The organism is Rhodoferax sp. (assembly GCF_013297935.1).
Classification (GTDB): domain Bacteria; phylum Pseudomonadota; class Gammaproteobacteria; order Burkholderiales; family Burkholderiaceae_C; genus Allorhodoferax.
This window is the reverse complement of sequence record NZ_JAAFIX010000006.1, coordinates 148,526-168,034: the sequence shown is the minus strand read 5'-3', so window position 1 is coordinate 168,034 and position 19,509 is coordinate 148,526. Positions and strand designations below refer to the sequence as shown.

16 protein-coding genes and 1 riboswitch are annotated in these 19,509 nt (G+C 61.2%); of the genes, 1 reads left to right on the top strand and 15 read right to left on the bottom strand.

The genetic code is table 11. The features are described 5' to 3' along the window. Nucleotides 1-11 precede the first annotated feature (11 nt). The 6 genes from QZW03_RS10765 to QZW03_RS10740 form a co-directional block, all read right to left on the bottom strand. The gene (locus tag QZW03_RS10765; protein WP_296510000.1) at nt 12-1,058 is read right to left on the bottom strand and encodes a hypothetical protein; all 1,047 of its coding nucleotides are present in this window, start codon (nt 1,056-1,058) and stop codon (nt 12-14) included. 162 nt (nt 1,059-1,220) lie between these two features. Further along, nucleotides 1,221-4,202, bottom strand: a complete 2,982-nt coding sequence (locus QZW03_RS10760; protein WP_296509999.1) for a DUF6701 domain-containing protein — start codon at nt 4,200-4,202, stop codon at nt 1,221-1,223. After that, entirely contained in the window at nt 4,202-4,612 is a 411-nt protein-coding gene (locus tag QZW03_RS10755) for a hypothetical protein (RefSeq protein WP_296509998.1), read from the bottom strand. Before QZW03_RS10755 ends, QZW03_RS10760 begins: the two co-directional genes overlap by 1 nt. After that, nucleotides 4,609-5,511, bottom strand: coding sequence for a prepilin-type N-terminal cleavage/methylation domain-containing protein (locus QZW03_RS10750; RefSeq protein WP_296509997.1), 903 nt, complete (start codon nt 5,509-5,511; stop codon nt 4,609-4,611). The genes QZW03_RS10755 and QZW03_RS10750 overlap by 4 nt, the downstream gene beginning before the upstream one ends. 13 nt (nt 5,512-5,524) lie before the next feature. Continuing rightward, nucleotides 5,525-5,977 carry a prepilin-type N-terminal cleavage/methylation domain-containing protein gene (locus tag QZW03_RS10745; protein ID WP_296509996.1) on the bottom strand — a complete coding sequence of 151 codons (453 nt, stop codon included), beginning with the start codon at nt 5,975-5,977 and terminating at the stop codon, nt 5,525-5,527. Continuing rightward, nucleotides 5,964-6,485 carry a Tfp pilus assembly protein FimT/FimU gene (locus QZW03_RS10740; RefSeq protein ID WP_296509995.1) on the bottom strand — a complete coding sequence of 174 codons (522 nt, stop codon included), beginning with the start codon at nt 6,483-6,485 and terminating at the stop codon, nt 5,964-5,966. Before QZW03_RS10740 ends, QZW03_RS10745 begins: the two co-directional genes overlap by 14 nt. Nucleotides 6,486-6,614: 129 nt before the next feature. On the opposite strand from QZW03_RS10740, the gene QZW03_RS10735 reads away from it, so the two are divergent. After that, nucleotides 6,615-8,720 (top strand): O-antigen ligase family protein, encoded by a 2,106-nt coding sequence (locus QZW03_RS10735; protein ID WP_296509994.1) that lies wholly within the window; start codon nt 6,615-6,617, stop codon nt 8,718-8,720. Between the two features lie 64 nt (nt 8,721-8,784). On the opposite strand, the gene QZW03_RS10730 is transcribed toward QZW03_RS10735, so the two are convergent. From QZW03_RS10730 to QZW03_RS10690, 9 genes are all read right to left on the bottom strand, one after another. Next, a complete protein-coding gene (locus QZW03_RS10730; RefSeq protein WP_296509993.1) occupies nt 8,785-9,183 on the bottom strand; it encodes a type II secretion system protein in 399 nt (132 codons plus the stop codon). A gap of 151 nt (nt 9,184-9,334) precedes the next feature. Further along, nucleotides 9,335-9,853: a hypothetical protein gene (locus tag QZW03_RS10725; protein WP_296509992.1), complete on the bottom strand. Its 519-nt coding sequence runs from the start codon at nt 9,851-9,853 to the stop codon at nt 9,335-9,337. A 3-nt stretch (nt 9,854-9,856) separates the two neighbouring features. Continuing rightward, nucleotides 9,857-11,095, bottom strand: coding sequence for a type II secretion system F family protein (locus tag QZW03_RS10720; protein ID WP_296509991.1), 1,239 nt, complete (start codon nt 11,093-11,095; stop codon nt 9,857-9,859). Between the two features lie 2 nt (nt 11,096-11,097). After that, nucleotides 11,098-12,864 carry a GspE/PulE family protein gene (locus QZW03_RS10715; protein WP_296509990.1) on the bottom strand — a complete coding sequence of 589 codons (1,767 nt, stop codon included), beginning with the start codon at nt 12,862-12,864 and terminating at the stop codon, nt 11,098-11,100. Between the two features lie 46 nt (nt 12,865-12,910). Then, nucleotides 12,911-13,693 (bottom strand): glycine zipper 2TM domain-containing protein, encoded by a 783-nt coding sequence (locus QZW03_RS10710; RefSeq protein WP_296509989.1) that lies wholly within the window; start codon nt 13,691-13,693, stop codon nt 12,911-12,913. 161 nt (nt 13,694-13,854) lie between these two features. Continuing rightward, complete coding sequence (locus tag QZW03_RS10705) at nt 13,855-14,337, bottom strand: glycine zipper 2TM domain-containing protein (protein ID WP_296509988.1); 483 nt, start codon at nt 14,335-14,337, stop codon at nt 13,855-13,857. Nucleotides 14,338-14,443: 106 nt separating this feature from the next. Next, nucleotides 14,444-17,209, bottom strand: a complete 2,766-nt coding sequence (gene metH, locus QZW03_RS10700; protein WP_296509987.1) for a methionine synthase — start codon at nt 17,207-17,209, stop codon at nt 14,444-14,446. Nucleotides 17,210-17,238: 29 nt separating this feature from the next. Further along, complete coding sequence (locus QZW03_RS10695) at nt 17,239-18,255, bottom strand: Gfo/Idh/MocA family oxidoreductase (protein WP_296509986.1); 1,017 nt, start codon at nt 18,253-18,255, stop codon at nt 17,239-17,241. Continuing rightward, nucleotides 18,252-19,328, bottom strand: coding sequence for a homocysteine S-methyltransferase family protein (locus QZW03_RS10690; RefSeq protein WP_296509985.1), 1,077 nt, complete (start codon nt 19,326-19,328; stop codon nt 18,252-18,254). Before QZW03_RS10690 ends, QZW03_RS10695 begins: the two co-directional genes overlap by 4 nt. Before the next feature lie 24 nt (nt 19,329-19,352). After that, nucleotides 19,353-19,434: riboswitch (S-adenosyl-L-homocysteine riboswitch) on the bottom strand. Nucleotides 19,435-19,509 lie beyond the last annotated feature (75 nt).

The following is a 19,509-nucleotide window of genomic DNA, read 5'->3' as shown; positions in this document are numbered from 1 at the left end:
CCTCGTGCAGTCTAAGCGTCACCGCGCAATAAATTACCGAGCAAAGGCATGCACAGAGGCTTGTCAGGCTCGGCCACGGCATCCCAGCCCTCAAAGCCGCTGGCGACCTCGAACGGGGTCACATTTTGACCGGTGTCACGACTAAGCCACTCCGCCAACTCCCCACTACGCTCACCTGCAAACACCCGAATGCCGGCCAAAGGCCATTGTGTCCAAGTGCGCTCCCACAAATCGATCGAACGCTGAACTTCCACCAAAAACCGCTGGGCACGGTCAATATCGGCCTGACTTTCCGGAGCAGCTTCTGCGCCGGTTGTCGAAAAATTCGGGCTGTAGGAGCTGCCCGCATAGTCAGGCACATACTCCTCCACCGGCGTATAAGCATCCACAGCCACGGGCTCCGACACGGACGCAGCTGTCCAGGTCATGGCCATAAAGCCCTCGGGCAAGTCCAGTCTGCGGCTGTAAAACAATTCGCCTGCTGCACTGAACGTCAACAAAGCCTGCCGCCCACCCGACAACACCAGTGCCCCCGTGGCACGCGATGACTCGAGCATGGTTTGCAAATTCCGCTGTGCCATATCTTGGACATCGATCACGCGGATGTCCCAGTGCATGGCCTCCCCCAGGCTCATGACATCGCGCACAAAACTGTTGTTAGCGGCCACCACAAACATTTGCGATGCTGCCCGCCCCTCCCCGTCGCCGACCCGCAGTACATCCATCGTGAGGTCATCTAAATGCGCGTCCACCATTTCTTTAACCTGGTAGCGGGCCGCAGAGCGAAGCTCCTCGGGGGGCACGGAAGGCGCCTCAATCTGCAGCATTTGGTACTGCTCAGGCCTCAGCATGACATGCGCTGCACACCCTTTGAGCCCCAGCGCCGTTAGTCGGCGGACAAACTCTTCCAAGCTGTCATTGCTCTGCGCCTCCACACCGGCGCGTTTCACGGTGAACGTGCGGCCAGTGCCATGGGCCAGCACATAGGCCAAGGTCTGTCCTGACCAAGACACGATCAACTGCGCTCCGGATGCAGTCCGCTGCCAGGGCCAACGCATGGTCAGCAAGCTCCTGCCGGTCGAGGGTGAAAAGACTCAGTCGCGACTTCAATCATGAAAATGTTTGATTTTTTCAGAAACTTGCTCTCAGTTTAGTAGCTTGACGCTCAATCATGACACGGATTTAACAGGTTTTTCCGGTAGTTTGGCAACCCGCCGTACTCAGTAATTTTCCCGCAAGTAGATCAAAGGACTACGGTATTTGCCAAAGGTCGCCCTGGCTGCCGGGTTACTACCAAACCACGGCCGGTTGGCGGCTGTAGCCGGTGTCGCTGTCGCCGATACACAGGTGGTGGCACCTGCGACTGGCGTCGCGGCGACGTTCAAGGTCAACAGCACGCTACCGCTGTTGCCCTTGCCCGGCTTAGAGAGTTGCAGGCTGTTGAGCCGGCCAGACGCCAGCGTCTGTGTGCTGGTGGGGCTGAGCTGGGTTTCACAGTTATTCAGGTTCTCGGTGTAGCTGCCCATCTGGAGCGCCGAAGGCGCGAACGAGGTACAGCTATCCAAGGTGTTGAGCACATAGGCGCTGCCGTTCCAGTAGCGCGCCTCGACGGGTATCGGCAGCGGCAGCAGCTCAGAGCCATAGGCGTTCCCCACACGCAGTTGACCATAGCGAATGCTGCTGGTGCCTGTGGCGGTTGTAGGGCCGATGAGTGTGCTGCCATCGGCATCCGCCACTGCCGCCTGGATGCGGAAGCTGTCATAAGGCCCGTCGGGACTGGTCAACTTGCTGAAGGCAAACGTGTCCGCAATAGTGACTTGCCCCTGGTTCCAAAGCGTGTTGCTGGGCATAGCAGGAAAAGCAGGACTGGTCAGGCGGGTAATGGCTACCGGCGTTGACGCGTTATCCCCGCTAAAAGTGACGGATGCCCGCCCGGTGAAGCCAGACACCAAGCGACTCACCACCGGGTCTGTGGCAGACGCCGCCCCGCCCGTGCTTGCGTGGGCCTTGAGTACCAGATTCACCGCCATGGCATCCTGGTCCATGTAAGTGAACGCCCCTGCTGTGCAGGCGGGCACGACACTGCCGCTAAACGAGTAGTGGCTCGGGTACCACCGCCCCATTCTGACGGAGGCATTGCTACCGATGGTGCAGCCGTATCGCCCACCCGTCAACGTGTTGGAGCTGCTGCCGGCCACACAGTCTCCGGCCGCCTCGTCGATCGCCGCGAATGCCGTATCCACCACCGCATCGGCTTGAAACTGAATATTGCCTACATCGATGTAGCGAAAGCTGCTACCAGTGGCAGCAACACCGGTGGCAGCCGCAAAGGCCCCGGTCAGGGTGCCGCTCTGGATGGCGGCACTGTTGTGGTCAACCACTTTGGTCGCGTCGATTGCCGGTGTACCGGTATAGCCGCCCGTCACACCGGACGAGGCCGACAGGTCAAAGTTAGCACCCGCAATAGCCTTAGGCGTACCAGTCAAGCCCGTGTTGGTTTGCGAAGCGGTGGTCACGTTTAGGCTTTGGGGGCGAACAGCGAACCGGTCCGAAGAACATGCGTAAAGCGTGGGCGACACGTTGGTGTCCGTCACCCGGCAAATGACGTTGCGGTGGGCGGTGGGCAGGGTAATCGGGGTGGGCAGGGCCTTGCGGCCCAGATCTGTGGTCGCGAAAGTGAGGCTCCGGCTCGCAATCGCGCCGGTGTAGGCCGAGCAACTCGCAGGCGGGGTGGTTGGTTCATTGAACAACTCCACAGTCACGCCGCTAGTGGCCGTGTAGGTCAGCGCAGGGGTGCCGTCGGCCAGCACCGCCATCACATCAAGACTGAATGCCGTCCCACTGAGCTTGGTGTTGAGCGGGTTGCGCCCCGTGCCCGTGGCAATCACATTGTTATAGACGGCACCCGCCTCCAGGCAGTCATAGCCGCCAACACAGGGCGTGCCCACGAAGGTCATGGCGCAGCTTTGGGTGCCGGTCATCGTGTTGAAGCAGCGCGTGCCATTCAGGGGGATCGTGCTCAAACCGGCGGCGCCCAACACGACAGTGCCACTTGCATTGGCCTGCAGCGTGACCGTCTGAGTGCTGTTGCCGGACCCCACCGTAAAGGTGCTGGGCGTCTTGGACACCGTGGGCACGGCCGGGGTGGTGGTCACCTGCCCTGTCAGGCTACCCGTAGCCACAATACTGGCGGCAGGGCAAGGCACGGTAGACACCAGGCAGGCCAACACCTGGACGGGCTCGGGGCACAAGGTGCCCATGCCATCGTGGCGTATTTCAAGGTGGTCGTAGGGCGGCACGGTGGGCGAGCCGACCACAAAGTCATAGCTGAAGGTGTAGGTCCCGGGCGCTATGAACTGGTACTGGATGCCGATCCCCGTGTCTCGCAAGGTATTGCTCACGGTATTGATCATGGCGGTGGTTTTGTTTACTGAGCAGCTAGCGTTCAGGTCCCAAAAAGAGTTCCAATCGTTCGCACAATAAGCCGAAAAGGCGAGCCCTGAGCGCTCACGAAAGGACTCCACCACAGACACGCCCGCCGGAATGGTGGTCACAGAAGTACACACTCCGGAGGTAGGCGGGTAGGTGCCGATCACCCGCTTCCCGTTGGAGTCGACAAACGACACGCCGCAGCCCTGGTCACTCCCGCCCAAAAAGGTGTCAAAGGAGTGGGTGTAGCGCACAGGGTTAGCCGCGCTGACTGCGTAGCCCGACGGAATGGTGACCGTCACCTCCGCAGTCAAGAAGTCTAAGGGGGTCGTGTATTTCCACAGGATAGACACTTGGGGCCCATTGGTCACTGCGAGCGTAGAGCTTGCCGTCTGCTGCACACCGGACGCCGCTGGATTGTCGGGCGTGGTGGCGCTGATCGTTTGCGTGTTGTAGTCTGACCTTGCGGTCAGCCTGAAATGAGAGGGCCCAAAGAGCTGCCCGTTGGCCCGCAGGTACACCCCATTGTCTAGTTGGCTATTCGGGGGAAGGTCGGTCGGTCGGTATACCTGGCCCGTGTTGTTAAGCCGGCGCACTTGAATCTGTGTATTGGGGTCAATCACAATTCGCAAGCCGTTGGTAGCGTTGGTGCCCCCTGTACTGTTGAACTCGATGGCCATGGCGACAGCGGGTACCAGCCCCACCAGCAGACAAGTGCCCCACTGCAGCGCCTTCGCCTGCAGAGCACGGATACACGCATTCACTCGGATCATCACATCTCCATGGTCGCGCTCACACTGCGCTCTACGTAATTGCTTCCACCGGCAACACCCAAGCTCGCCCGGGAGTCCAAGCGGTACACGACGACACTCCCGCCGCCATCCGCATAGACGGTGCGGCTGCAGGTGACCCGCACGGTGTAGCCATCCACACTCCGGCCGGCAGCGCTGGTGAGGTCACTTGCAGGACAAGCGGCGTTGCTTGCAACCAAACTTGCGACCCCCCATGCAAGGCCACCACGTGCGGCCCAATAGGCTCGGCTGCCTTGTAAGTCCCGTGCGGAAGTGAGCTGCTGCGTGTTGGAAAAAGAAACCATGAACCCACCCAAGGCGGCCAATATCAGCACCAGAAAAATGGCGGCGATGGCGGCAAAGCCGCGCTCTGGAAGTGAACGATACGTCATGGTGTGTTGTTGACCTGAATCTGGTGATAAAGGTTCACCGTTTCCGCACCTCGGGTGATTGAGAGCGACATTTGCACCAGCCCGTTGCGCTGTGAATCAGTGTCGTTGTAGGTGAAACTGCAAGACGTCAAATCAGAAACCAACACGGGTGCAGCGCTCAATGGATTGCCTGCGCTGCCGCAATAGCGTGTGGCACTGTTGGTAAACAAGACCCCCGTACCGGTGGTGAGACCGGGTGTCACTAACCTGCGCAAGGTGCTGCCGTTACACACATAGGCAACGACGTTCTCCTCCACCGGCACGATATGAAAACGCTTGGTGCCTGAATCTAAGGGAAATTGCTTGGGCGCAGCCAGTTTGATGGTGGTTTCTTCTGCACCACTGGAGTTGTCGGCGCTGATACTGGCAACCCGCCCTACGTTGTCGCCGTTGTAGGCGGTTGCGCTGGTGATGCCGAGGTTGTAAACCACAATGAGGTCGTTCGAGGCAATCTGCTGATCCACCGGCCAATCTGCATTCCTCCCCAGCATATTGAAGTCGGAGTCTGCAATCGTGAAGTCCAGCCCTTTGCCCACGGTGTCGCCCGTGGGGCGATTGCTCTCCCGGTAACGCCCACCGTTACGGGTGGGAATAAATTCAAGGCAGGAGTCCGAGCCGCTTGTGCTCACCCGCACGCTGTTGGGCAATGCTTTGCGGATGTCCCGCGAAATACGCCGGACCGCAGTGTCCGCCACATCGGTCAGGGCAGCCCGACGCCCGCTATCGAAATAGGCTTGAATGGGGGCCCGCATGAACACAGCGACCACCCCACCTATTACCCCCATGATCACAATCACGATCACCAGCTCCACCAACGTGAAACCTTTTTGAAGGCGAGGGGCTTGCAGAGGCGTCTTCATTGCTGCGGCTTCCTCAATAGTTGGTGCGGTAGCCTGTCAACACAATGGCCTCTGCGCCGCGCGTCACGGTGATGCGCACCCGCTTGGCAGCAATGCCCAATGTTGCGCTGTCAGCCGTGACGGAGATGGCCAGCGTGTAGGCGGACAAACTGGATGGAAACGCAAATGCAGCTTGTGTCTGACCGTTATAGTCGTCCACATCGTCCCAGAGGTCGCGACTGGCCTCCACCACGGCGGGTGAATCGTCGGGATCGACATAGGCTTTTTGGAGCACCTCTTCCAATACGGACTCTGCAATGGCAATCGCCTGCTTGCGGATCATAGGGTCCGCGCTGGACTTCACCGACGTGTCCATCACCGACAAAATGCCCGCCAGCCCCACACCGACCACCACGATAAAGACTATCAGCTCTACGAGCGTAAAGCCGGTCTGGCGGCGCGCTGCAGCCGGCTTAGTCATGGACATAACCGGTACCTGCCTCGATGGTGATCGACGGCGTCACATTGGTCACCTGTAGCACTTGGGTCGGAGCGGGGGCGCCGGTGCTTGCGTTGACCGGTTGCCCCAGCCCGTCAAAGTTGAAGGAGGTCAAGCTGCTGCTGAATGCCACTCCGCTGCGGGCAGTGAGGCCGGACTCCCCGCCCGGCCCGGGCAGGTCAATCGTGCAGGTATTACTACCCGCTGCATTGGCCAAACGCAGACTGATCGCACTCGCCGACAGGCTCACACAAACCGTGCGGCGCTGAGCAATGGCTACTTTCTGGGCGTAACGCAAATAGGCCAGAGACTGATCGAAGAACCCACGGGCATAAAAGTCACCCGTGTTGATCATGCGCGGTACCGCATATACCGACAGCACCCCGAGCAACACGATCACCATGACCAGTTCCACCAAAGTGAAGCCGCGTGTCCGCCTGCCCCATGAAAAGGGCCTCGGTTCCAACGCAAAGTCAGGGAGTACGTGGGACGACATAGATCGTTTACATTTGCTATGCTTTTAGGAGCTACTCGCGCACAGATAATAAGCGCTACTGCGCACTTTAATCATCAATCTTTGCCCCTGAAGCAGGGCAACGGCGGCCCCGCAAAGCTTACCCTCAACATGCCAGCTGCACCAGCCTCCAATGCACCGGAAATTACCGCTATTTCTGCGGCTCCGGTGCCTTCGCACCCAGAGACCAGAAGCGCTGCTTGGGCATTAGCCATCACCTTGGCACTCGTGCCCTCCCTGGGAATTCCCGGCGAGTGGGTTTTGCAGGACACCCTGAAATCCGCCCTGCTGGCTATGGGCGTCGTGTCTACGCTGGCCTTGCTGCTGACCTCAGCACTCCGGGCGCGCTGCGGGGAAGCTTCGCCCTGGTACTTTCACGGGCTGCTGGCGTTTCCTGCGATCTTGTGTCTCTATGCCCTCGGCAGCATGGTGTGGTCACACAGCTACCTCTCCGGAGCAGAGGCCGCGCGCTGGTGCGTGCTGGGTGTGTTGCTGTGGACATGTCTGCAGGTCCTGCGCGGTGGCCATGCCATGGTGCTGCTAGGGGGCCTGCATGCAGGAGCGGTCGGAGCGGCAACGTGGGGTGCCGCGCAGTTTTGGGGAGATCTGTCTTGGTTCCCGCAAGCTGCTGCCCCCGCCTCGGTGTTTGTAAATCGCAACTTTTTTGCGGAATACCTGGTCTGTACACTGCCGTTCTCCGCTTACGCGCTGGCCCAGTTGCGGTCTTCGGGCTGGAGGAGCCTCGTGGCGCTCTCAGTGGCTTGGAACCTGGTCGCGCTACTGATGACCGGCACCCGGTCGGCCTTGATATCTGCAGTCATCATGCTGCCCGTGACCTTGGTTGTCTTATGGCGCTACCGGCAGTCTGCAGGAGGTCAGCCCTGGAGTCGGGGCGGACTGGGGCTCACGGTCGCCATATTGCTGCTGGGCTTGGGCTCCCTGGCCACCCTACCCAGCTCCAGTCCGGCCATCGTGGCAGAGGGGTTCGGGGTCACCCCCCTGGAGCGTGGCATTTTGCGGGCAAGCTCAGTGACTCGTTCAGAGGAATACACCGAGGGCTCATTTTCCATTCGCGCACTGATGTGGCGCGCCAGTATCCGCATGCTGATGGACCAACCGTGGACTGGCGTCGGTGCGGGTGCTTGGGAGGTGCACATTCCCCGCTACCAAGGCGTCAATAACTCGGTTGAAACAGACTTCTATGCCCACAACGAGCCCCTGCAACTATTGGCCGAGTACGGGCTTCCCGTGGGTGGTGGGCTCTTGGCATTTTTGCTCGCCTATCTGCTCTACAGCGCGCAGACCCGTTGGCAGCGCCTGGCCCAGGGTGCAGGCTCGGCATCCGAAGCTTTGTGTGCCATTGCCTTGTGCAGCCTATTGGGGCTTTTGTTGGTGAGCAACGCCGGTTTCCCCTGGCGCCTTGCCAGCACAGGGGCGCTGTTGATGGTGGCACTTGCCATGCTGGCCTGTGCCAACCCACGGGCTTACTTGGCAGACACTGCCGTTTTGCGGGTAGGGCTCCTTGTTACCGGCTTGGCGGGTTTGGTCGTTGTGGTGGTGAGCGCACTGGCATTCGTGGCGGAGTCCAGCATCGTGCGCAGCGTTCAAACACTCAACCTGATCATGAAAACCCCTGGCATGCCACCCGCAGAGCAGCAGCGACTGCAAACCGAGGCTTGGGAGTGGCTCCAAAAGGGTGTCGGGATTCATCCCCATTACCGGAAACTAACCGCGCAGGCGGCAGACCGGTTTGCCGCCACGGGCAACCTGGAAGCTGCGCTGTGGGCTCAGGACTCTATTGCGGCATCGCGCCCCTACGTACCTGATGTCCGGGCTAACCAGGTCCTGCTCAACGTAGCACTCCATCGTCCTGCAGCTGCCGCCGAGGCACTTGCCGCGCTCTCTGCGCTGCAAGCAGATAGTCCGCGTACGCGAGCGTTGGACATACTGCTGATGCGGCATACGGGGCAAAGCACAGCAGCAGCCGCCAAACTGCGGAACTACTTCGCCAAAGGCGTGATTCAGTACGATTTACTGCAGTTTGCGCTCGCCATCGGTCTGGAAAACCGAGACATGGAGTTGGCAGCCACTGCCTACCGCCTATGGGTACACCATTGGCCGCAAGACCGCCAGGCGCAGTGGGCACGACTGGAAGCTGCCCCGGCAGACTGGCGTGCTGCCATGGGTACACCCGACAGCAACGCTACGCAGCCATAAAGAAAGCCAGTGTGGCGGGCCACACTGGCTTCGATCAACCGCTGTCTGATTGCGGACTGCGTATTTAGGGCGTTGCGATGGCCGTGAACGACGCCGTCACTGCACTGCCGCTGGTGGGTGTGAACGTCAAAGTGCAAGTATTCGTCGCGCCGGAAGTTGTGGAGAATGTTCCGACAACAGCTGCACCATAGGTTCCGCCGTTTGAAGGGTAAGTTCCGCCCTGCAAGGTACCTTTTGCCGCGTCGCAGCTTCCCACCGCTGTACCCGTGCCACGGGCTGAGTAGGCCGCGTAGTTAATGGCAGAACCGGAAGACAGCGCCCCGGCAACGCCCTGAACCGATGCCTGACGGGCATCTGCGGACAAATCGACAAACTTAGGAATCGCTACTGCAGCCAAAATGCCCAAGATCACGATCACCATGACCAACTCAATCAATGTGAAGCCGCGCTGTACTTGTTTCATGTTGTCCACCTTCAAAAGAAAAATGTGAATGCCAATACGAGATCATTCTAGGGGAGTCGCTGGCCTTTGTGCCCGGAGATTAGGCCCATAGTCCGTGACTTTTCTCAAGATTCATCCGGTTTTGCACCGGTTTGCTACGTATCCCCAGCCCTCACTCCAAGGGCAGACCGCCCCACACATACGCCTGAATAGGGCGCAACTGGTAGGCGGCGGCTGTGCCTTCCACCATAAACCATACCGCTTGGGCGCCCGCGGGAGCGTCTAAACCATCCGGCTCCAACGGTTTGTAGCCGATACAACCGCAGCCTTTGTCAAAGACCCAACGGCCGGGCGCCACCTCCTGGAGCAGCGCTGCAGGTACCTCTCCGGCATAGTTGGCTGCGGGCTGTTGGAGCATTGCAAAGGGATTGGGGGTAATGGGTACGCCTCGCACCGGTTCCGCAGCACGCTTGCGCTGTGGCAGCATGGAATTCACGTAGTCCAGCACCAAGGCCGTCCGCAAAGCACCCAGCGTGCTTTGCACCGCGGCCCGTTCCGTTTGCGCGCGAACCTGCTGTCCGTAGCGCCACAAGACGGCGGTAGCAATAGCAATGCAAAGCGCCAGGACGCCCCACTCCACCCAGCGGCTATTCCAACGCACACGGGCCAAGGGAGCGCGGGCTGTCGCCATGGCTTAACCGCCGCCCCGGCCCATGGCAGCCTGCCCCATGTTCCACAAAGGCAGGAACACGCCCAAGGCCAGCAACAATACCAACACGCCGATCACGCCCAACAGCACCGGCTCTATCGCTGCAGACAGGCCTTTGATGCTGTAGTCGGTTTCCCGCTCATACATGCCGGCAATTTCAAACAACAAGTTGTCGAGTTCGCCAGTCTCTTCTCCCACATTGATCATCTGCAGCACCACCGGTGTGAACACGCCCGAGGCAGCCGCGCAGCGCGAAATGCTTTCGCCCCGCTCGATGCCGTCGCGCATTTGCTCGATGCGGGCGCCGATAAACGCGTTGTCTACCGTCTGAGCCACCACCGTGAGTGCTTGCACCAAAGGCACTCCGCTTTGGCTGGACAGGGCAAAACTGCGGGCAAACCTGGCCAACGTGGCTTTGAGAATAATGTCCCCGATGATGGGGAGCTTGAGCTTGCGCGCATCCCATTTGTAGCGGCCAGCGGGGGTGCGCAAATACGCACGCAAGGCCACCGCAACCCCGACAGCGAGTGCAATCAAGAGGGGCCACCAGTTGATCATCCAGTTGGAAAAACCGAGCAGCCCCCGCGTGATGAGCGGTAACTCGCTGTTGAAGCCCGCAAAGACTTTGGCGAACACCGGAATCACGAAAATATTCAAAATCACCACGGCCGCGGCCATGGCCATCATCACAAAACTGGGGTAGCGGGTGGCTTGCTTGATCCGCTCGCGCACGTCCCGCTCGAACTCCATGTGTTCGTTAAGGCGCAAAAACACCTCGGTAAGCCGGCCGGTCATCTCGCCCACCCGGATCATGGAAATATAGAAATTCCCGAACAAGGCCACATGGCGACCCAAGGCGACAGAGAGCTCACGCCCCTGGTCCAGGCTGGAGCGCACATCTTTGAGTAACTCCACCATGGCGGGCTTGGTGGCCGAGGCCTCCAGCCCCGCAAAGGCACGCAATATCGGCACACCCGCCTTGTTCAGCGTGTACATCTGCCGCGAAAAAATCAGTACATCGTCCACGTCCACAGGGCGGGCGGTTAAGAACGCCAAGGGGTCTTTTTTTTCTTTGGTTTCTATCGACTTGGACAGTGCAATGTGCACCGGTGCAACACCCATAGACATGAGCTGGTCGGCCACGCCGCCCTCCGTCATGGCCTCCAGCTGCCCGCTTACGGCCTCACCCCGGTTGTTGCGCCCGCGCCAGTCGTAGATTGCCATGGTCAGCCCAACATGGCCTCATCGCCGTCTGCATCAAACCCGATGCGCAAGGCTTCGGACAGAGACGTTTTGCCGGCGCGCACCAATTGCAGGGCATGAAAGGCCATGGTCTGGCCCTTCATGCGCTCCCGCGCAGTGCGCAAAAAGCCGGCGGGGTCGCTCTGACTGGCAGCGTGGGTCAGCGCGGCGTCCATTTCCAGAAGCTCATACACCCCCTGACGGCCCGAATAACCGGTGCCGTTGCACTGGGAGCAACCCAGACCCCGCTTGGGCTTCAGGGTTTCGCCGGGCTCCAGCATGGCCTCCATCCAGGATTGCTCCTGAGGAGTGGGCGTGTGCGGCGCCAGACACTCCTGGCAGTTCAGGCGCAACAAGCGCTGCGCAATCACCGCTTGCAGAGAGGTAGCCACCATAAAAGGGGGAACTCCCATGTCCAGCAGGCGGAACGGGGTGCTGATGGCATCGCGCGTGTGCAGGGTCGAGAGCACCAAGTGGCCGGTAATGGCGGCGCGCAGCCCGATCTCCGCAGTCTCGGCATCGCGCATTTCACCGACCAGAATCACGTCGGGGTCCTGGCGCAGGCAAGCGCGCAGCACGCGGGCAAAGGTGAGCTCAATCTTGTCATTGACCTGCACCTGGGTGATGGCAGGCAGGCGGTATTCCACCGGATCTTCGACGGTAATGACCTTCAGCTCAGCGGCATTGATTTCGGCTAAGGCGGCATACAAGGTGGTCGTTTTTCCGGAGCCTGTGGGGCCAGTCACCAGCACCATGCCCGACGAGCGGGACAGCACATCACGAAAACGCTTGAGCATGTCCTCGGGCATGCCGATGGTGTCCAAGCGGCGCATACCGGCCCCTTGGTTCAAGAGGCGCATCACGGCCGACTCGCCATAGGTGGTGGGCAGTGTGGACAGGCGCACGTCAATCGTGTTGTCCTTCAGGCGCACGCTGAAGCGCCCATCCTGCGGCAAGCGCTTTTCTGAAATATCCAGCCCGGCCATGAGTTTCAAGCGCTGGGCCAAAGCCCCGCCAATGCGCTTGTCCGCCTGGGTTTGGGTTTGCAACACACCGTCCACCCGCACGCGGATTTGCAAGAAGCCCTCTTGCGGCTCAATGTGCACGTCCGACGCGCCGACCTGGGTCGCATCCTCAAACAAGGACTGCAGCAAACGCACCACCGGCGCGCCCTCCAGGCCCACGCTGGCGGTGAGCTCGCCGAAATCGACGGCATCGCCCAGGTCTTTTTCCAGGGCGCGGGCCAAGCCGCTGATTTCTTCGGTACGGCGGTACAGGCGGTCAAAGGCCAGCGCCAACTGGCTCTCGGGCACGGCAGCTATGCCGATATTGCGCTTGAGCAGGCGGGTGAGTTCGTCGTAGGCAAACAAATCCAGCGGGTCGGCCAGCGCCACCAGCAGCACATCGCCCTTGTCTTCCAGCACCAGCGCCTTGAAGCGGCGGGCTGCCGCCTCGGGCAAAATTTTGACAACGTCAGCGCGGAAAGGGAATGTCTTGAGGTTGACGAAAGGAATACGCAGCTGCCGCGCCAAGCCGTTGGCCAACAGCTCCTCGGTGATGACCCCGGTTTCGATCAGCAGGCGCCCGACCTTTTTGCCGGTGGTGCGCTGCAAATCGAGGGTTTGCTGCAGTTGCTCTTGCGAGATCAGCTTTTGCTGAACCAGCACATCGCCCAAACGCAGCTTTTCAGGGCGGCCCGGGGGGGGACGCGGAGCGTCCGGCGCACCGGGCGTAGCCGTTGCCATGTTCATGCGCTATTCCTTTTGCGGTTTGCAAAAATAATAGCACGGGGGCTCCTCAAGTAGCGCTTGAAAAAGAGGCGGGATTGCGCTCATTCACCGCCGGGTCCGGGCTGATGCGCCCACCCTCGACCCGTACCGCCTGGCCGACAGACGCCGGTGCAGACTGCTCTATAGAGCGCAAGCTACCGTCTTCCATGCGCACATCCACTAAATAAACAGTTTCCTTTTTGAGGCGCTTTTCTACGGTGTTACCCGCCCAGCCGCCGCCCAGCACACCGGCGATGGTGGCCAGCGCTTTGCCGTCGCCACCGCCGAACTGGTTGCCCACCAGCCCGCCCAGCACGGCTCCAGCCACCGCGCCCGCACCGCTGGGGTTGGCACTCTCCCGCTGGACCGGAGTCACCGCCTCCACGGTGCCGCACTGCGCACAAACCACTTTGGCCGGTAGACGCACCGGGGCTGGCTGGGTCGAGGGCGTCGCCACCGGGCTGACTGCCGCTTGCGCCACGGCCACCTCAGCCACCGGCGCGGGAGTTTTTGCCGGCAGATTGGTTGCTACTTTTTTAGGAGCTACAGGCGCATTCTTTACGGGCGCTACTGCTTGTTTTGGCATGTTTTTCTCAAGCTCGGGCGCCGGCAGTGGCGCAGCCGGCGCTGGAGCAGGGGTGCTGATAGCCAGCACTTCCAAAGGAACTTCGGCGGGTGTGGCCGCGCTCTGCTGGTGCAGCACCACCGCGCCCAACGCCAAGGTACTGGCTCCCAGCGCCCCCATGGCAGCCCACATCCATTTGTTACCCGTGGCCGCTACGGCACCGGGAGTTGACACAACAGTCGACATACATCTCCTTCAATCAGACCCGCAGGCCACCAAAAGAGTGCCTGCATGTGAGCTAACGCCCGACAGGGCCTGAAGGTACACAGCCCAGCCGGCTGGGAGGTATCTGTTTTGTAACGCTGGGTAAAGCTGCTCCGGCCGACAGCACGCAGTCCGGCCGGAACTCAGGTGGACTCGGAGGTGACTTCACTCTCTAGCAGCACCAGCGTGCTGCCCTGCACGCGCACCTGCGCGCCCACCGGCAAGGCGGCATCCTGCTCAAACGTGCGCTGCGTGTTGTCCTGCATGCGCACCACGATGCGGTAGCCGGGCTTTTGCTTGAGTTGCTTTTCAATGGCATTGCCGGCCCACATGCCACCGAGGAGCCCGATGATGGTGGCCATGGTTTTGCCCTCCTCGCCACCGATTTTGTTGGCAATCAGGCCCCCGACCGCAGCCCCGATGGCCGCGCCCACCCCGCTACGGGAGGGGTCGCCGGGGACTTCGGTGACTGATTCGACGGTTCCGCAATCACTACACGCTGCGCTGCGCGCCACAGCCGCCAAGGGCTGCGATTGCGCCCACGAGGCGGTGAGGGTGAGGCAGGCCGCCAACACCCAGACAAGGCTGGTGCCCAGAAATCGACCGGAAAAGTGCTTGGTGCGCATGGTGTGAACCTTGGAGTGACCCCGATTCAACGCGCCTCGCCACCCAAAGGTACACAGCCGGAGACAACTTTCCGGCGATGTGCCTACTTGGTCACACTTGCCCGCTTTACAGGTTGGGCGCCAGCAAGCGCTCCAGCGCTGCGCGGTCCAGCTGGCGGCGCTCGGCCAGGTCGTGCACCTGGTCGTCGCCGATCTTGCCGACGTTGAAGTAGGTGGCGTCGGGGTGGCCGATATAGAAGCCGCTCACGCTGGCCGCCGGGGTCATGGCCAAGCTCTCGGTCACGGTCATGCCCACCTCGTCGCACTGCAGCAGAGCAAACATGTCTTTCTTGACGCTGTGGTCCGGGCAGGCGGGGTAGCCGGGCGCGGGGCGGATGCCCTGGTATTTTTCGCCGATCAGGTCTTCATTGCTCAGCGACTCGCCGGCAGCATAGCCCCAGAGGTCGGTGCGCACGCGGTGGTGCAGCGCCTCGGCAAAGGCTTCAGCCAGGCGGTCGGCAATCGACTTGAGCATGATGGCGGAGTAGTCATCATGGTCGTCGAGGAAATATTTTTCCTTCTTATCCACGCCGATGCCGGCGGTTACCGCAAACAGGCCCGCGTAGTCGGCCTTGACACCCTTGGGGGCCACAAAGTCGGCCAGGCAGCGGCTGGGGCGCATCACGCCGTCAATCTCCTGCTTCTCGGTTTGCTGGCGCAGGCCGTACCAGGTCATGGCAACCTCGGTGCGGCTCTCGTCGGTATAGAACTCGATGTCGTCATCGTTCACCGTGTTGGCCGGGTACAGGGCCACGACCGCGTTGGCAGTGAGCCAGCGGCCTTCAATCAGGCGCTTGAGCATGCGTTGCCCATCGGCGTAGACGCGCACTGCCTCGGTGCCCACCACCTCGTCTTTGAGGATGGCGGGGAACGGGCCTGCCAAATCCCAGGTCTGGAAGAACGGCGCCCAGTCAATGAACTTGGCCAGCTCGGTCAGGTCGAAGTTTTTGAACACGCGGCGGCCGATGAACTTGGGCACGGTGGGCAAATGCGCCGCCCAGTCGATCGGCGTTTTGTTGGCCCGCGCCTTCGACAGCGGCCACATAGGCATTTGCTTTTTGTTGGCGTGCTGCTGGCGCACTTTGTCGTAGTCGGTGTTGAGCTCGGCAATGTATTTGGACGCTTGCTCACTCAGCAGACTTTGCGCCACGCTCACGCTGCGCGAGGCATCGGGCACGTAGATCACTGGGCCTTCGTAGTTGGGCGCAATCTTCACAGCGGTGTGCACCCGGCTGCAGGTTGCGCCGCCGATCAGCAGCGGAATGTTGCGGCTGCGGAAGTACTCGTCCTTCTGCATCTCGCCGGCCACGTACTGCATCTCTTCCAGGCTGGGGGTGATCAGGCCGGAGAGGCCGATGATGTCCGCGCCCTCTTCTTTGGCCTTTGCCAGAATCTCGTGGCAGGGCACCATCACGCCCATGTTGACCACGTCAAAGTTGTTGCACTGCAAGACCACGGTGACGATGTTTTTGCCGATGTCGTGCACATCGCCTTTCACGGTCGCAATCACGATCTTGCCCTTGGCTTTGGCTTCACCACCGGCTTCCACCATGGCGAGCTTTTCCGCCTCGATGTAGGGCAGCAAGTGCGCCACGGCACTCTTCATCACGCGGGCGCTTTTCACCACTTGCGGTAAAAACATCTTGCCTTGGCCGAACAAGTCGCCCACCACGTTCATGCCGTCCATGAGCGGGCCTTCGATCACGTGCAGCGGGCGGCCGCCCTTGGCCAGCACGTCTTGGTAGGCCTCTTCGGTATCCACGGTAATGAAGTCGGTAATGCCGTGCACCAGCGCGTGGCTCAGGCGCTGCGCCACGGCCACCGGGGCTTCGGGCGTGCCGCGCCATTCGAGTTTTTTGCTCTCGTCTTTGGCGCCGCTCTTGGCGGTTTCGGCAATTTCCACCAGGCGTTCGCCCGCGTCTTCACGGCGATTCAGCACCACATCTTCCACGCGTTCACGCAAGGTGGGCTCCAAGTCGTCGTAAACGCCCACCATACCGGCGTTCACGATGCCCATGTCCATGCCTGCCTTGATGGCGTGGTACAGGAACACGGTGTGGATGGCCTCGCGCACCGGGTCGTTGCCCCGGAAGCTGAAAGACACGTTACTCACCCCACCGCTCACCTTGGCGCCGGGCAGGTTTTGCTTGATCCAGCGGGTGGCCTCAATAAAGTCCACCGCGTAGTTGTTGTGCTCTTCAATGCCGGTGGCAATGGCGAAGATGTTGGGGTCGAAGATGATGTCTTCAGGCGGAAAGTCCACCTCGTCCACCAGCACGCGGTAGGCGCGCTCGCAAATCTCGACCTTGCGCTGGTAGGTGTCGGCCTGGCCCTTCTCATCAAAGGCCATGACCACGGCGGCGGCACCGTAGCGGCGCAGCAGCTTGGCCTGGCGCTTGAACTCGTCCAAGCCCTCTTTCATGCTGATGGAGTTCACCACCGCCTTGCCCTGCACGCAGCGCAGACCGGCCTCGATCACGCTCCACTTGGAGCTGTCGATCATGATCGGCACGCGCGAAATATCGGGCTCGGAGGCGATCAAGTTCAGGAAGCGCACCATGGCCGCCTGGCTGTCCAGCATGGCCTCGTCCATATTGATATCGATGATCTGCGCACCGTTCTCCACCTGTTGGCGGGCCACAGCCAAAGCCTCTTCAAACTGCCCGTTCAGAATCATGCGGGCGAATGCCTTGGAGCCGGTCACGTTGGTGCGCTCGCCCACGTTCACAAATAGGCTGCTGGCGTCAATGGCGATAGGCTCCAGACCGGAGAGCAACATGGGCGCTACGTTTTCAGGAGCTACTGGCGCAATGGATACGGGGGCTTGAGGCATATTTGACCTAAAAATCAGAATTCAGCGGCTTACACCGCAACCCAGGCGCCGGTGCACTGGGAGGCAAACAGGGCATCGATGATGCGCATGTTCTGGATGGCGTCTTCCACGCCGTACTGCAAAGGCTGCACGCCCCGGATGGCGAGCGAGAAGGCATCGCCCTCCAGTCTGTACTGGTCGCAGGCGGCAAAGGTTTCGACTACGGCTTCGCGCCCGCCCAACACTTTGCCGTCGTCCACCAAGATGCGGGTTTCATGGCCCTGGGGCGCATTGAACGGAATCTCGATCTCCACCCGTTTGTCGGTGCCGATGACCTGCACCCGCTGGTAGGGCGTGGTCTGCATGGACACCGTGAAGTCCAAGCGGCGGCCGTGGCCAAAGTCCAGCAGCGCGCTGAAGGTGCGGTCCACGCCAAAGTCGGGGTCCATGTCGGCCAGCGCCATCACCCGCACCGGCTCGGTGCCAAACAAAAACCGACCCGCTACGATGGGGTAGCAGCCAATGTCCATGAGCGCGCCGCCGCCCTTGCTGGCATCGTTGCGGATATTGGTCGCATTGCGGTTGAAGTACGAGAACCACACCTGGACCGCCCGCACTTCGCCCAAGGCGCCGCTTTCCACCAGCTCGCGGGTGCGCAGCCACTGCGGGTGAAAGCGCACCATGAAGGCTTCCATGATGTGCACCTTGCCCGCCACCTCGCGCAGCTGCGCGGCCTCATCAGCCGTGAGGGCGATCGGCTTTTCGCACAACACATGCTTGCCGGCGCGGGCTGCTGCCAGCGTCAGAGGCACATGCTGGTCATTCGGCAGAGGGTTGTAAATGGCCTCAATGCTCGGGTCGGCCAGCAGTTCTTCATACGAACCGTAGGCCTTGGGAATACCCAACTTGCCAGCCGCCGCCTGCGCGCCCTCCAAGGAACGCGAGGCGATAGCCTGCACATCACACCACTGGCTGCGCATGAGCGCGGGCGTGACCTTCTCCATGCCGATCTTGGCGGTGCTGAGCACGCCCCAGGCGACTTTTTTCATGGCAATGTCGCGGCTCAAGCCGCCTCTTTATAAAAATACCCGCGCTGCACTCTGCGCGTCGCCAGCGGCGATACCGCCTGGGCAATCGCACCGATGTGATCAGGCGTAGTGCCGCAGCAGCCGCCCACGATGTTGACCAGGCCTTCGGCGGCAAACTCGCGCACCAATCGGCTGGTCACATCCGGCGTTTCATCAAACCCGGTGTCGCTCATAGGGTTGGGCAGGCCGGCGTTGGGGTAGCAGCTGATGAAGGTGTCGGTAGCGACCTTGTTCAGCTCCTGGATGTAGGGGCGCATGAGCGCCGCGCCCAGCGCGCAGTTCAGGCCGATGGCCAGGGGCTGCGCGTGGCGCACGCTGTGCCAGAAGGCGGTGACCGTCTGCCCGCTCAGAATGCGGCCCGACGCATCGGTGACCGTGCCGCTGATCAAAATCGGCAGGCGCTCGCCGCTGGCTTCAAAGTACTCGTCCACCGCAAACAGCGCAGCTTTGGCGTTAAGGGTGTCAAAGATCGTTTCCACCAGAATCACATCGGCCCCACCCTCGACCAGCGCCTTGGTCTGGTCGTAGTAGGCGGCGCGCAGCTCTTCAAAGGTCACGTTGCGGGCACCGGGGTCGTTCACATCGGGGCTGATGCTGGCGGTTTTGGGTGTGGGGCCTAGCGCGCCGCACACAAAGCGGGGTTTGTCGGGCGTGCTGTACTTGTCGCAGGCAGCGCGCGCCAGTTGGGCGGACACCAGGTTCATCTCGACCGCCAGATCGGCCATGTCGTAGTCGGCCTGGGCCACGGTGGTGGCGCCGAAGGTGTTGGTTTCGATCATGTCGGCACCGGCGGCGAGGTAGGCCTCGTGGATGTCGGTGATCACGTCCGGGCGCGTGAGGCTGAGCAACTCGTTGTTGCCTTTCACGTCTTTGGGGAAGTCTTTGAACCGGTCGCCCTGGCTGCCGGGGCCGGTGTAGCCATCGCCCCGGTACTGGGCTTCGCCGAGCTTGAAGCGCTGGATCATGGTGCCCATAGCGCCGTCCAGAATGGCGATGCGGCTGGCCAGAATGCCGGGGAGTGCTTGGGCGCGGGTGTAGGTGATGGGCTTCATGGTGCGGCTCACTGTGTGGTTACAAACAAGTGAGCGCGGTTGAGAGTCCCCAAGCCTGACCGGTTCCGCCGTTTGGCAGACCCCGGCTGCAGCGCCCCTTGGGTAGCAGCGATTTTAAACGACATCTGCCGCCGCCCCGCCAGCCCGGTTGCGCCCATGCCCGACAATAGCCCCCGCTGCA